Annotated in this window: 12 protein-coding genes; 3 read left to right on the forward strand and 9 right to left on the reverse strand. The window is 73.5% G+C overall.

Annotated elements, in window-relative coordinates; translation table 11 throughout:
• Nucleotides 1-221: 221 nt before the first annotated feature.
• Both ACFY15_RS12555 and ACFY15_RS12560 read right to left on the reverse strand, forming a co-directional pair.
• Nucleotides 222-665, reverse strand: a complete 444-nt coding sequence (locus ACFY15_RS12555; protein WP_390685679.1) for an SRPBCC family protein — start codon at nt 663-665, stop codon at nt 222-224.
• 142 nt (nt 666-807) lie between these two features.
• Complete coding sequence (locus tag ACFY15_RS12560; protein WP_390685678.1) at nt 808-1,590, reverse strand: metallophosphoesterase; 783 nt, start codon at nt 1,588-1,590, stop codon at nt 808-810.
• Between the two features lie 254 nt (nt 1,591-1,844).
• Here ACFY15_RS12560 and ACFY15_RS12565 point away from each other — a divergent pair, with 254 nt between their 5' ends.
• Nucleotides 1,845-3,641, forward strand: a complete 1,797-nt coding sequence (locus ACFY15_RS12565) for an AMP-dependent synthetase/ligase (RefSeq protein WP_390685677.1) — start codon at nt 1,845-1,847, stop codon at nt 3,639-3,641.
• Nucleotides 3,642-3,675: 34 nt separating this feature from the next.
• Here the strand turns inward: ACFY15_RS12565 and ACFY15_RS12570 are convergent, their stop codons facing one another.
• The 7 genes from ACFY15_RS12570 to ACFY15_RS12600 all read right to left on the reverse strand — a co-directional run bounded on the left by ACFY15_RS12570 (nt 3,676) and on the right by ACFY15_RS12600 (nt 12,126).
• Complete coding sequence (locus tag ACFY15_RS12570; protein ID WP_390685676.1) at nt 3,676-5,292, reverse strand: GMC oxidoreductase; 1,617 nt, start codon at nt 5,290-5,292, stop codon at nt 3,676-3,678.
• 229 nt (nt 5,293-5,521) lie between these two features.
• Nucleotides 5,522-6,664 (reverse strand): glycosyltransferase family 4 protein, encoded by a 1,143-nt coding sequence (locus ACFY15_RS12575; RefSeq protein WP_390685675.1) that lies wholly within the window; start codon nt 6,662-6,664, stop codon nt 5,522-5,524.
• 21 nt (nt 6,665-6,685) lie between these two features.
• Entirely contained in the window at nt 6,686-7,816 is a 1,131-nt protein-coding gene (locus ACFY15_RS12580) for a hypothetical protein (protein WP_390685674.1), read from the reverse strand.
• A 25-nt stretch (nt 7,817-7,841) separates the two neighbouring features.
• Nucleotides 7,842-8,900: an NlpC/P60 family protein gene (locus tag ACFY15_RS12585; RefSeq protein ID WP_390685673.1), complete on the reverse strand. Its 1,059-nt coding sequence runs from the start codon at nt 8,898-8,900 to the stop codon at nt 7,842-7,844.
• Between the two features lie 246 nt (nt 8,901-9,146).
• Nucleotides 9,147-10,193, reverse strand: a complete 1,047-nt coding sequence (locus ACFY15_RS12590; RefSeq protein WP_390685672.1) for an NlpC/P60 family protein — start codon at nt 10,191-10,193, stop codon at nt 9,147-9,149.
• A 286-nt stretch (nt 10,194-10,479) separates the two neighbouring features.
• Complete coding sequence (locus ACFY15_RS12595) at nt 10,480-11,844, reverse strand: NYN domain-containing protein (protein WP_390685955.1); 1,365 nt, start codon at nt 11,842-11,844, stop codon at nt 10,480-10,482.
• Between the two features lie 39 nt (nt 11,845-11,883).
• Nucleotides 11,884-12,126: a hypothetical protein gene (locus tag ACFY15_RS12600; protein ID WP_042813634.1), complete on the reverse strand. Its 243-nt coding sequence runs from the start codon at nt 12,124-12,126 to the stop codon at nt 11,884-11,886.
• A 113-nt stretch (nt 12,127-12,239) separates the two neighbouring features.
• Here ACFY15_RS12600 and ACFY15_RS12605 point away from each other — a divergent pair, with 113 nt between their 5' ends.
• Nucleotides 12,240-12,974, forward strand: coding sequence for a rhomboid family intramembrane serine protease (locus ACFY15_RS12605; RefSeq protein WP_390685671.1), 735 nt, complete (start codon nt 12,240-12,242; stop codon nt 12,972-12,974).
• The gene (locus ACFY15_RS12610; protein ID WP_007263678.1) at nt 12,971-13,252 is read left to right on the forward strand and encodes an Lrp/AsnC family transcriptional regulator; all 282 of its coding nucleotides are present in this window, start codon (nt 12,971-12,973) and stop codon (nt 13,250-13,252) included. Before ACFY15_RS12605 ends, ACFY15_RS12610 begins: the two co-directional genes overlap by 4 nt.
• Nucleotides 13,253-13,268 lie beyond the last annotated feature (16 nt).

The raw sequence follows: 13,268 nt of genomic DNA on the forward strand, positions 1-13,268 counted from the left end.
TGCGCGGGGCCGGACTCGCCCACCCGCCCTTCCGCCGTTCCCACCTCAGTCGCCGGTGCGGCTGCGGACACGGCGCGCGCTCCGCGCCCGCGCCTCACACGCCGCCGGGGCTGGTTCGGCCCCGGCGGGGCTGGAATGCCGCTGCGCGACATCCGGCCCGCGCGGTGTCCGGGCGCGGCGGGCGCGCGGCACCCGGAACGGGGTCCGGGGCGCGAAGCAGGTCAGGCGCCGGATTCGACGCGCTTCTTCAGGCCGGCCAGGGCGCGGTCGATGATGACCTTCTCCGCCTTGCGCTTGATCATGCCGAGCATGGGGATCTTGACGTCGACCGTCAGCTGGTAGGTGACCTCCGTGCGCCGGCCGCCGTCCAGCGGGGCGAGCCGGTAGGAGCCGTCCAGCTGGCGCAGCATCTGGGACTTGTGGAGGGTCCAGCTGACCTCGTCCTCGCCCTTCCAGCTGTAGGACAGGGTGTGGTCGTCCTTGATCGCGCCGGCGTCCAGCAGCAGCCGCACCTTCTCGGCGCGGCCCTCGGCGTCGGTGGAGAGCACCTCGGCCTCCTTCACCTCGCCGGTCCACTCGGGGTAGCGGGCGAAGTCGGCGATGACGGCCATGACCTCGGCCGGCGCGGCCTCGATCGTGATGCTCGAGCTGGTGTGTTCCGCCATCGCGGTCGCTCCTCCGGGGGTACCGCCCAGCGGTGGCTGGGGGAGAGTGTTCGGCAAGGGTGCGGGGGCCTCCGGCCGCCGCACGAAGGCTACCGCGCGCGCATGCCCCGCCACTGCGGCACCCTGGCCGACGGGCGCACGGTCACCACTCCAGGGCCCACGGGCGGCCCGTCGCCGCGAAGTGGCCCACGTTCACGCACTCCGTGGCCCCGATCCGCATCCGCCGTGCCAGCGGCTGGTGCACGTGTCCGAAGAGGGCGTACCGCGGCCGGGTGCGGCGGATCGCGGCCAGCAGGGCGGTGCTGCCGCGTTCGAAGCGGCGGGCGACCGTGTCGTAGCAGAGCTCGGGGACCTCCGGCGGGATGTGGGAGCACAGCACGTCGACCTCGCCGAGGGCCTCCACCTTCGCCGCGTACTCGTCCTCGTCCACCTCGTAGGGGGTGCGCATCGGCGAGGGCAGTCCGCCGCCGACGAAGCCGAAGACGCGGCCGCCGATCTCCACGCGCTGGCCGTCGAGGACGGTGGTGCCGGGTCCGGCGTACTCCTGCCACAGGCCGGGGATGTCGACGTTGCCGTAGGTGGCGTACGTCGGGCTGGGGAAGGCGGCGAACATCTGCGCGTACTGGCGGCGCACGGCTTCCTCGATCACGCGTTCCCGGTCCAGCCCGTCCCAGAGCCGGCGGCCGAATTCGCGCGCTTCGGCGAAGCGGCGGGCCGTGCGCATTTCGACGATCCGGTGGGCGTTCTCGACGCCGAAGAGGTCGGGGAAGATGCCGCGCGAGTGGTCGGCGTAGTCGAGGAAGAGAACCAGGTCACCCAGGCAGACGAGGGCGTCCGCGCCGTCGCCGGCCCTGGCGAGCGCGTCGGTGTTGCCGTGGACGTCGCTGACGACGTGGACCCGTGTACGCCTCTTGCTGGCACCCATGCCGCCACCCTAGGGGTGCCCGCGCCGGGCGGGGTAGAGGGGGGCTCGCAAGCGGCCGGACCTGCGGTTACTTCCGAGTCCTGGAGGCGGTCGACTACTGTCGGCAGAGCTGTGGCGGCGTTTGCGATGCACGGCGAAGTCCAGAATGTGACGCACGGAACATCTGGCCGGTTCCCTCTATCGGGAACCCACTACCGGTGGGTAACGTCCGGTCGGTCCACACGGTGGCGATGGCGCCCAGAGGAGCAGCAGTCTTGCGCGAGTTCAGCCTTCCGGCCCTGTACGAGGTCCCTTCGGACGGGAACCTGACGGATCTCATCCGCCGCAACGCCGCCCAGCACCCAGACACCGCCGTCATGAGCCGCAAGGTCGGCGGCCGGTGGCAGGACGTCACGGCGACGGAGTTCCTCGCCGAGGTGCGCGCCGCCGCCAAGGGCCTGATCGCGGCGGGCATCCAGCCCGGCGACCGGGTCGCGCTGATCTCCCGCACCCGCTACGAGTGGGTCCTGTTCGACTTCGCGATCTGGAGCGCGGGTGCGGTCACCGTGCCGGTCTACGAGACCAGCTCCCCGGAGCAGATCCAGTGGATCCTCAGTGATTCCGGCGCCGTCGCCGCCCTCGTGGAGAGCCCGGGCCACAGCGCGAGCGTGGCCGCCCTGCGCGACCGGCTGCCGGAGCTGCGCGAGGTCTGGGAGATCGAGCAGGACGCCTTCGGCGCGCTGAAGGCCGCCGGCGCCGGGGTCCCGGACGCGGACGTGGACGCGCGCAGCTCGCTCGCGAACGCCGACGACCCGGCCACCATCGTCTACACCTCGGGCACCACCGGCCGCCCCAAGGGCTGCGTGCTGACCCACCGCAACTTCTTCGCCGAGTGCGGCAACGTCGTGGAGCGCCTGAAGCCGCTCTTCCGCACCGGCGAGTGCTCGGTGCTGCTGTTCCTCCCGGCCGCGCACGTCTTCGGCCGCCTGGTGGAGGTCGCGGCGGTGCTGGCGCCGATCCGGCTGGGCTGCGTGCCGGACATCAAGAACCTCACCGACGAGCTCCAGTCCTTCCGCCCGACGCTGATCCTCGGCGTGCCGCGCGTCTTCGAGAAGGTCTACAACTCGGCGCGCGCCAAGGCCCAGGCCGACGGCAAGGGCCGGATCTTCGACGCCGCCGCCGAGACGGCGATCGCGTACAGCCGGGCGCTGGACCTGCCCTCGGGCCCGTCCTTCGGCCTGAAGCTGAAGCACAAGATCTTCTCCAAGCTGGTCTACAGCAAGCTGCACGCCGTCCTCGGCGGGCGCGGCGAGTACGCGATCTCCGGCGGCGCCCCGCTGGGCGAGCGGCTCGGCCACTTCTTCCGCGGCATCGGCTTCACGGTCCTGGAGGGCTACGGCCTGACGGAGACCTGCGCGGCCACGGCCTTCCTCCCCTGGGACAAGCAGAAGATCGGCACGGTCGGCCAGCCGCTGCCGGGCTCGGTGCTGCGCATCGCCGACGACGGCGAGGTGCTGGTGCACGGCGAGCACGTCTTCAAGGAGTACTGGAAGAACGAGGCGGCCACCGCCGAGGCGATGTCCGACGGCTGGTTCCACACCGGTGACGTGGGCACCCTCGACGAGGACGGCTACCTGCGGATCACCGGCCGCAAGAAGGAGCTCATCGTCACGGCGGGCGGCAAGAACGTCGCCCCCGCCGTGATCGAGGACCGGATCCGGGCCCACGCGCTGGTCGCCGAGTGCATGGTGGTCGGCGACGGCAAGCCGTTCGTGGCGGCGCTGATCACCATCGACGAGGAGTTCCTCGGCCGGTGGGCCGCGGAGAACGGCAAGCCGGCCGGGTCGACGGCGGCGGACCTGCGCGAGGACGCGGACCTGATGGCCGCCGTCCAGAAGGCGGTGGACGACGGCAACGCGGCGGTCTCCAAGGCGGAGTCGGTGCGGAAGTTCCGCATCCTGCCCTCCCAGTTCACGGAGGAGTCCGGCCACATCACGCCGTCGCTGAAGCTCAAGCGCAATGTGGTGGCGAAGGACTTCGCGGACGAGATCGAGGCCCTGTACCGCTCCTGAGCCGCCCTGAGCCGCCCCGGGCCCGGTACCCGTCCTAGCGCGGGTCCTCGGCCAGGATCCGCTCCATGTTCCGCTCGGCGAGGGCCGTGATCGTCACGAAGGGGTTCACGCCGAGCGAGCCGGGGACGAGCGACCCGTCGAGGACGTAGAGCCCCCGGTACCCCTTGACCCGCCCGTAGGCGTCCGTGGCCTCGCCGAGGACACAGCCGCCCAGCGGGTGGTAGGTGAAGGTGTCGGCGAAGGCCTTGTTCTCCCCGAACAGGTCGTAGCGGTACATGGTGAAGTTCCTGAGGTTGATGCGGTCGAAGAGGTTCTTGGCCGCCGCGACCGACGGGGCGTTCTGGCCCCGCGTCCACTGGAGCCGCGCGGAGTCGGTGGCGGCGTCGTAGGTGAAGTGGCCGCGCTCCGGGTTCTTCGTGATGGCCAGGTACATCGAGATCCAGTGCTCGATGCCCATGGGGAGCGGGGCGATCTCCGCGAAGACCGGGTTGGCCGCGTTGTCCCAGTCGTCGATGCCCAGGGCGGGCATGGTGGCCTGGTTGGCGCCGACCGTGTCCCAGAGGTGGTTGGCGCGGGCGGTCATGATGTTGCCGTTGGTGCCCCAGTTCTGTCCGACCCGCTCGTTGAGCGCGGGCAGGGCGCCGGTCTCGCGGGCGCGCAGCAGGATCTCGGTGGTGCCGAGGCTGCCGGCGCCGAGGAAGAGCCGGTCGCAGCCGAGTTCGCGGACCTGGGTGACCTTGCCGGTGACGTCGCTGGTCCGCACGGTGAGGACGTATCCGCCGGCCGGGTCCTGGCGTACGGCGACCACGCGCTGCATGGTCTCGATGGTGACGTTGCCGGTGCCGAGGGCGGCCGCGAGGTAGGTCTTGTCGACGCTCTTCTTGCCGTGGTTGTTGCCGTAGATGACCTCGCCGGCGAGGGCGGACTTCGTGGCCGTGCCGGCGGCCTCGCGCTGCATGTACCCGAAGTCGTAGACGTTGGGCACGAAGGTGGTCCTGAGGCCGGTGTTCTGGGCGTGCTTGCGGGAGATCCGGGCGAACCGGTACCACTCGGTGGACTCGAACCAGTCGGGGTCGATGGTGTTGACGCCGAGCATGGCGCGGGCGCGCGGGTAGTAGGTGCCGTACATCTCCTCGGCGTCGACCTGGGGCAGTACCTCGGAGAAGTAGGAGCGGCGGGGCGTGGGCGCCATGCCGCCGTTGACGAGGGATCCGCCGCCGACGCCGCGGCCGACGTAGACGGACATGTCGCCGTAGTTCACGCGGTCGAGGACGCCGGGGTAGGGGCTGATGTCGCGGTTGACGACGTCGAGCCAGAGGAAGGTGGCGAGGGGGGCCTCGGTGCGGGTGCGGTACCACATGGACCGCTGGTCGGGGGCGCTGGTGGACGGGAAGACCTTCCCGTCGGGCCCGGGGGTGTCCCACAGCCGCCCCATTTCGAGGACGACGGTGCGGACGCCGGCCTGCCCGAGCCTGAGCGCCGCGACGGCGGATCCGTAGCCGGAGCCGACGACGATGGCCGGCGCGTAGCGAGCGGCGGGCGGGGCCTCGGCGGCGGTGGCGGTGGTGAGGCCGATACGGGTGAGGCCGAGGGCGGCGGCGGTGCGGAGGGCGTGGAGGCCGAGTTGACGGCGTGTCAGGTTCGGTGTCATGGGCGCATGATGGGCGGATTCCGCTAAAGCGGCCATAAGGCGGGGTGCCATGTATCTGAGTGACAGTCAGCCGTGTCGCTCCGCTGGGGGGAGGGGTGGTCTCCCCGCCCCGCCCTTCGCCCGTTCCCGCATCGATCGCCGGCGGCGGCGTTCACAGCCCCGTCGGCGATCGATGCCTGGGGTCTGGGGGCGTAAGCCCCCGGGGGCGCCACCCGCGCCCCCGGCCCGGCTACAGCAGGTCCCGCAGCCGGTCCGCCAGGAGGTCCCAGCGCCACTTCTCCTCGACCCAGGCGCGGCCGGCCGCTCCCATGCGGGCCCGCAGCTCCGGGTCCCGGAGGAGCGGGACGATGCGGTCCGCCGCCTCCTCGGGGTCGCCGCCCCGGACCACCCAGCCGGTCTCGCCGGACAGCACCGCGTCCGGCGCCCCGCCCGAGTCCCCCGCGACCACCGGCAGGCCCGTCGCCGACGCCTCCAGGTAGACGATGCCGAGGCCCTCGACGTCCAGTCCGCCCCGCCGGGTCCGGCAGGGCATCGCGAAGACGTCCCCCGCCCCGTAGTGGGCCGGCAGCTCGGACCAGGGGACGGCGCCCGTGAAGACCACCGAGCCGGCGACCCCCTTCGCGGCGGCCAGCGCCCGCAGGTCCGCCTCGTACGGGCCGCCGCCCACGATCAGCAGCACAGCGTCCGGCACCTGCGCCAGGATCCGCGACATCGCCTCGATGAGCGTGTCCTGCCCCTTGCGCGGCACCAGCCGCGACACGCAGACGACCACCGGGCGGTCGCTGAGCCCCAGCCGGGCCCGGACCTCGGCGCCGCCCGAATCGGGGTGGAATGTCTTCTCGTCCACCCCCGGCGGGAGTTGGACCATGCGCGCCGCAGCCCGGTCCGTCACCGCCGAGGCGATCCGCGAGCGCGTGTACTCGCCCAGGTAGGTGAGGGTGTCCGTGCCCTCGCCGATCCGCCGCAGCAGCTGCCGCGCGGCCGGCAGCTGGGCCCAGCCCGCCTCGTGCCCGTGGGTGGTGGCGACCAGCCGCCGGGCGCCGGCCCGGCGCAGCGCCGGACCCATCAGGCCCAGGGGGGCGGCGGCCCCGAACCACACGGACTCGCAGCCGTGTTCGCGCAGCAGGGACACCGCCCGCCGGGTCACGCGGGGCGTCGGGAGCAGCATCGTGGTGCGGTCGCGCACCACGGTGAAGGGCTGCTCGGCGTCGAAGGCGGCGGTGGCCTCGCGGCCCTCCGCGCCGTGCTTCCAGGTGGAGGCGTAGACGACGACCCGCTCGGGGTCCAGCCGCAGCGCCATGTTGTGCAGGAAGGCCTGGATGCCGCCCGGGCGCGGCGGGAAGTCGTTGGTCACGATCAGCGTCTTGTGCATCCCCGCCAACGTACCGGACGACTACCCGAGCTCCGTCCGCAGCGCTTCCTGCCAGGCCTTCGTCAGGGCGTCCCGGTCCGTGCCGAGGGTCTGGCCGAGGGCGGTCGGCAGCGGTGCGCGGCCGGCGCCTTCGTAGAGCCGGACCAGGGCGGCGTCCCCCCAGCGGTCGGCGACGAGCCGGCAGGCGAGCCAGGCGCCCTCGTAGGCCCGGGCCATCGCCTCCTGGTCGCCGCCGAAGGCGAAGGCCCCGTCGGCCGGGAGGGCGGCCGGGAGGTCGCCGAGGCGGACGGCCCGCGCCAGGGTGGGGGCCGCCTGCGCCGGGCCGAGGGGGCCCTGCCGGTACGCGGCCCAGTCCGCGAAGCCCTCGGACAGCCACTGCGGGGTCCGGGCGGTGGTGGCGGTGCGGGTCGCGACGTGGGTGGTCTCGTGGGTGAGGACGACCCGCCGGCCGGCCTGCGACAGCTGCGCGTACCCCTCCGGGTTGACCACCACCCGGTCCGCGGGGGCGGGGCCGCCGCCGGTGGCGCCGGTGGTGACGGCCCCCATGCCCCGGTAGGTGTCGGCCGGCCGCCCCAGCAGCGCCGCCATGGCGTCCAGCGTGCCGGGGACCAGGACCACCACCCGTCCCGCCCACGGCCGCGGCCAGGCGGCGCTCACGGCCGGGACCGCCCGGTCGGCCTCGGCGGCGAGGCCGGAGAGGGCCTGCGGGCTCTGGCCGACGCCGAGCACGAGGGAGTGCGCGCCCCGTACGACGGCCACCTCCCCCTGGTCCCACAGCTGCGGCGGGGCCCCGGGGGCGGGCCGGTCGGCGGTGACCCGCCAGGCCGGGCCGCCGCCGCCGCCGGGGTCCCGGGCCAGTTCCAGCTCGCGGGCCGACCCGGCGGGGGCGGTGTCGTAGCCGGCGAGGCGGTAGCGCAGATCGGCGCGTGCGAAGGCGCGTGCGCCGTCCTGCCGGACCGAGGTGACCTCGTAGGCCCAGCCCTCCAGCGGGATCCCGGCGAGCCGCGCGGGCGGAGCCGCCGCCCAGTCGGCCACGGCCCGGCGCACCTGCCCGTCGACGGGCGGGGGCGGCGCCGCGCATCCGGCCGCCGCCGCGAGCAGGCACAGGGCCGGCACGAGGAGGCGCAGGAGGGCGCGGCGGAGGGGATCCATCCGCCGATCGTACGCAGGGCGGGGGTCAGGGCCGGGTGACGGAGGACACCGGCATCATCCCGACGGGGTCGTAGCGGACCCGGGCGCCGGGGTGGGGGGCGTGGATCACCTGGCCGTTGCCGACGTACATGCCGACGTGGCTGGCGTCCGAGCGGTACGTCACGAGGTCGCCGGGCTGGGCCTGCGAGAGCGGCACCTGCCGGCCGGCGTGGCGCTGCGCCTGCGAGGTGCGCGGCAAGGAGACCCCCGCCTGCCGGTACGACCAGACCATCAGCCCGGAGCAGTCGAAGCCGGAGGGGCCGGTGGCGCCCCACACGTACGGCTTGCCCACCGCGGCGCGGGCGGCCATCACGGCGGCCATGGCCCGGCCGGAGGCGCGGCCGCCGCCCGCGGGCACGCCGGGCAGGTCCGGCAGGGCGTCGGCGCGGCCGTCGGAGCGGGAGGCCCGCTCGAAGTCGGCGCGCTCCTCGGAGGGCATCTCGTCGAGCAGCCTGCGGGCGGCGGCGAGCTTGGCCGTGACGGCGCGCTTCTGGGCGGCCGCCTCGGTGCGCAGGGTCTCCAGTGCGGCGAGCTTGCGGGAGGCGTCCTGGCGCTGCCGGCCGATCCGGCGCTGCTCCTCGCGCAGTTCGTCGAGCTGCCTGGCCTGGCGGCCGCTCAGCCGGTCGAGGACGGCGGCCTTGTCCAGGTAGGCGCCGGGGTCGTCGGAGAGCATCAGCTCGACGGTGGGGTCGAGGCCGCCGGAGCGGTACTGGGCCCCGGCGAAGGTGCCGAGGACCCCGCGCATGGTGTTGACCCGGTCCTGGGCGCGGGCGACGGCGTCCTGGGCGCGGGCGATCTCGGCGCGCAGGGCGTCGGCCTTCTCGCCCGCCCGGTTGAACTTCTCGGTGGCCTGCTCGGCCTCCTCGAAGAGCCGGTCGACCTGGGCGCGGGAGCTCGCGGGCGGATCGTTGGGGAGGGCCGGGGCGGCGCCGGCGGGCGCGCCGCTCAGGGCCACGGCCGCGGTGGCGGCGGCTGCCGCGGCGAGGACGGCGGCCCTGGCGTTCCGGTCGGGGCCGCCGCTGCCGGGCCGGCGATGGGACGCCACGTGGCACCGCTCCCTTGCGCTGCGCGGGTCCGGGTCCGCCCCCGTGGACGGCCGTGTGCCGGGTTCCGCGCTGGCAGACAGTAGCCGCGCGGTCACGAGGTGGCCAACGGCCGCCGGCGGGCCCGTACGCCGGCGCCCCGCCTCTGACGCAGGTCATGGGCGGGGCGCGGGGTCAGGACGGGTCCGCGCAATTCGCCCGGATGGGCGGTGTGCGGCGGGTGCCCGGGGGGGCGGGGGCGGGGAAGGTCAGCCGACGCGGACGCCGAACTGGAAGGGCATGTTGCTCATGGCCTCGTAGCGCACGCCGCCGGTCGGGTTGGAGGCGTGGAAGACCTGGCCGTTGCCGGCGTAGAGGCCGACGTGGTGCAGGTCGCTGTAGAAGAAGACCAGGTCGCCGGGCTGGAGCTCGCTGCGGCCGATGCGGGTGCCGTCGTTGACCTGGGTGTAGGTGGTGCGGCTGATGCTGACGCCTGCCTGGGCGTAGGCCCACTGGGTCAGGCCCGAGCAGTCCCAGGAGTTGGGGCCGGTGTCGCCCATGTGGTAGGCGTCGCCCTCCTGGGTGAGGGCGGCGGCGAGGGCGGCTCCGGCGCGACCCGAGCCCTTCGCCGCGCCGGGCTTGGCGCCCGTGCCACCGCCGGCGGCCTTCGCGGAGGCCGCGCCGTCCTTGGCCGCGTCGCTCTTGAGCTCGCCGCGCTCCTCGGCGGTCAGCGAGTTGAGGAGGGCCTGGGCGTCGGCGAGCTTGCTCTGGGCGGTGGCCTTCTTCTCGGCCAGTTCCTTGCGGACGGCGTCCAGGTCGGCGAGCTTGCCGGTGGCGTCCGCGCGCTGCTGCGCCAGTTCCCGCTGCTTGGCCTGGATCCTGCCGATCGCCTCGACCTGCCGGCCGCTCAACTGCTGGAGCGTGGCGGAGTTGTCGAGGTAGTTCTGCGGGTCTCCGGAGAGCAGCAGTGCGACGGAGGGGTCGATGCCGCCGCCGCGGTACTGGGCGGTGGCCATCGAACCGAGCGTGTTGCGCAGGTCGTTGAGGTCGGCCTGGCCGCGGGCCACCTGGTCCTGGAGGTAGCCGATCTCCTTCTCCAGCTTGTCCTGGCGGTCCTTGGCGCCGTTGAACTTCTCGGTGGCCTGCTCGGCCTCCTCGTAGAGGGCGTCGACCTTGGTCTTGACCTCGTCCTTGTTCGGCTTGTCCGGGGCGGCGGAGGCCGACTGGGCGGAGAGGGCGACGGCCGCGGTGGCGAGGGCGGTGAGGACGCTGACGCGGGTGCGGGTCGGCGGCTTGGGTCGACGGTGGGACGCCACGGACGCGAGCTCCTTCTTCCTGGAGCCGCCGAAGACGGTCGCACACTCGGCAGCGCCCCTCCGCCGACACCCCGAATGGGTGTCCTGCCGAACGAAGGTTTGAGCAGACCCTAGTGACCCGTCCGTGATCAGTTCAAATCCCGGAACGTAAAAATCCGCTGCCCTTCCGGCTTCTTTACCCGGCGCCCACGCTGCGTGCCACCCCCTTGACGGTACGTCTCCTCCACGCACCGTCAATTCGGGCATCCCGCACAGTCGTTACATCAGCCGCAAGGTCCGCACAGCGTTACGAAACCCTCGCGAGCCGCTTGAGCAGCAGCGCCGACGCCACTGGCCGGGCCCCCGCCTTCGCCACCCCGTCGGCCACCTCGCGGTCGGTGGAGACCACCACCACCGGACGGCCGGGCGGCTCGGCCCGCACCAGCTGGCGGATCAGCTCGTCCGCCGTCACCCCGGCCTTGGAGAACAGCACCCGCACCCCGCGCGGCGGTGCGAGCAGCACCGGCGCCGCCAGCTCCGCGCCGTCGAAGACGCACGTCATCTCGGCGCCGGTCTGCGCGGCCAGCATCGACAGCCCGCCCAGCAGCCGCAGCCGCTGCTTCTCCAGCGGCATCGTCGGGTAGCCGGTCTTCGTCACGTTGTACCCGTCGACCACCAGATGCGCCTGCGGCAGCGCCAACAGCTGGTCCAGCAGCGCCGGATCGGTCTCCGACAGGGCCCGTGCCGCGATGTCCTTCGGGGTCATCCGGCCCGGCTCGACGGCGTCCACGGTGTCCGCGGGCCGCGTCGAGACCGGCGGCAGCGCCAGCTCGCGGCGCAGCCCCGCCGCCGCGTCCAGCACGGTGTCCAGCAGCAGCCTCAGCCGCATGTCCTCGACGCTGCGCCCCTCACGGGTGGCCCGGCGCGCGGTCTCCAGCGCCGACTCCGTCTCCGCCAGGCGGGACTTCAGCCGCCGGGACTCGCTCTCGGCCGCGGCCACCTGAGCGGCCGCCTCACCGCGGATCCCGTCGATCTCGCCGCCGAGCTTGCGCAGGGCCGCCTCGCCCCGCTTGACGTCGCTCAGGGCGCTGCGCAGCTTGCGCTGAAGCGATTCCGCTTCCTTGCGGGCGGCTTCCAGCTCGGCCCGCACCTGCTCGCCGCCGCTGCGCTGGGCCTCGCGCAGCTGGGCCAGCTCCTCGCGCAGCCGCTCCAGCTCGCGCCGGTTCTCGTCATCGGCCCGCTCGGCGTCGGCGCGCTGCGCCTCCTCGCCCGCGGCGGCCACCAGCTTGACCCAGCCGGCCGGCCGCAGCACGTACGCGGCGGCCGCCACGTCCAGCGGGTCCGCGGCGGCCGGCGGGGCACCGGACTCCAGCGCCCCGGCCATTTCCGGCTGCGCCTCGCGCACCTTCTCCGCGACCCGGCTGCGGAAGGCCCCGTCGCTCTCCACGGCGGCGGCCATCGCGTTGCCCGCGAACTTGGCGCGCCGGGTCGGGGTGAACCGGGCGTACTGGCGCAGCTGCGCCGGGAGGTCGGCGACCGTCAGGCCGCCGAAGGCGTCCGAGACGAGCGAGACGACCCGGCGCCGCACGCCTTCCGGCAGTGGGCGGTCGAGGACCTCCGCGGCGTCGCGGGCCGCGTCGGCCGGCCCGGCGCCGCTTGCTGGCTCCACAATCCGTCACCCCTACCGTGATCTCCTGCGGGCCCGGCTCCGTCAGGAGTCGGTGCCCGGCCTGTCGACGAGCTCGATCTGGTCCACCGCGTTGCACCAGCGGCAGCGGACCGACTCGATGGTCTCACTGACCACCTCGCGCTCCTCGACCTTGGGCTCCCCGGCGAGGTCGAGGTGGACGTACTCCACGACCTTCGACGATCGGGTGACATCGAACCGCGTGAGGTTGCCGCACAGGGTGCAGCGCCATCGGGTGGTGTCGGTCGGCAGGGGAACCGTCGTCATCAGGCCGCTCTCTCCTTCGTAGCTCGTTCAATTAAAGCCTTCCGCGGCGGCCGGAGGACCGCAGCACGTAACCCTACGGCCTGGCACCACCCTCAGGGGGGTCCACCTGCGTCATGCTCTTTCCCATGATCGTAAAGTGGCGGGCCGTGCGCGAGGCCGCCCGGGGCCCCGTGGTCACGTACGCGCTGATCGCCGGCTGCTGCGCGGCGTTCCTGACGAGCCCGGCCTCGGGCCTGAACCCGTCCTTCGGGACCGGTGACCGGCTGATAGCGACGGGGACGGCCTACTTCCGGCACTGGGGCGTGGTCCCGGACGAACTCTTCTCGGGGGCGGTGCGCCCGCTGCTGACCCCGCTGACGGCGCTCTTCGTCCACGGCAGCTGGCTGCACCTGCTCGGGAACATGCTCTTCCTCTACGTCTTCGGCGCCATGACGGAGGAGCGGATGGGCCGGCCGGCGTTCCTCGTCTTCTACCTCTGCACCGGCTACGTGGCCCTGGCGGCCTACGCGGCGGCCAACGCCTCCTCGGACCAGACCCTGGTCGGGGCGTCCGGTGCGATCTCGGCGGCGCTCGGCGCGTTCCTGTGCCTGTTCCCGCGGGCCCGGGTGACGAGCCTGTTCCCGTTCCTGCTGTTCCTGCCGCTGCGGTTCCCGGCGTGGATCGTGCTGATGTTCTGGTTCGGACTCCAGTGGCTGGCCGCGCACCGGGCGGGGAGCGGGCCGGGGGTGGCCTACCTCGCCCACGTGGTGGGCTTCTCCGTGGGGTTCTGCTACGCGTGGGCGCGATATCGCCGTACGACTAGAGTGAGGCGACCAGTGACTGCCGGCGAGGGAGACAGCCAACCGTGATCACCGCGATCGTGCTCATCAAGACCAGCGTGGACCGGATCCCCGAGATCGCCGAGTCCATCGCCCAGCTGGACAGCGTCAGCGAGGTCTACTCCGTCACCGGTACGTACGACCTGATCGCGCTGGTCCGCGTGGCCCGCCACGAGAACCTGGCGGACATCATCCCCGGCCGGATCTCCAAGATCCCCGGCGTCGAGGCCACCGACACCCACGTCGCGTTCCGCACCTACTCCCAGCACGACCTGGAAGCCGCCTTCGCCATCGGCCTGGACGCGTAGCACCGGCGGGGCTGGT

The organism is Streptomyces sp. NPDC001373 (genome assembly GCF_042895815.1).
Classification (GTDB): Bacteria; Actinomycetota; Actinomycetes; order Streptomycetales; family Streptomycetaceae; genus Streptomyces.

Excerpts from the sequence above, each read along its gene's own strand:
- ACFY15_RS12555 (WP_390685679.1), bottom strand. The coding sequence starts at position 665 with ATGGCGGAACACACCAGCTCGAGCATCACGATCGAGGCCGCGCCGGCC.
- ACFY15_RS12560 (WP_390685678.1), bottom strand. The coding sequence starts at position 1,590 with ATGGGTGCCAGCAAGAGGCGTACACGGGTCCACGTCGTCAGCGACGTC.
- ACFY15_RS12570 (WP_390685676.1), bottom strand. The coding sequence starts at position 5,292 with ATGACACCGAACCTGACACGCCGTCAACTCGGCCTCCACGCCCTCCGC.
- ACFY15_RS12575 (WP_390685675.1), bottom strand. The coding sequence starts at position 6,664 with ATGCACAAGACGCTGATCGTGACCAACGACTTCCCGCCGCGCCCGGGC.
- ACFY15_RS12580 (WP_390685674.1), bottom strand. The coding sequence starts at position 7,816 with ATGGATCCCCTCCGCCGCGCCCTCCTGCGCCTCCTCGTGCCGGCCCTG.
- ACFY15_RS12600 (WP_042813634.1), bottom strand. The coding sequence starts at position 12,126 with ATGACGACGGTTCCCCTGCCGACCGACACCACCCGATGGCGCTGCACC.
- ACFY15_RS12605 (WP_390685671.1), top strand. The coding sequence starts at position 12,240 with ATGCTCTTTCCCATGATCGTAAAGTGGCGGGCCGTGCGCGAGGCCGCC.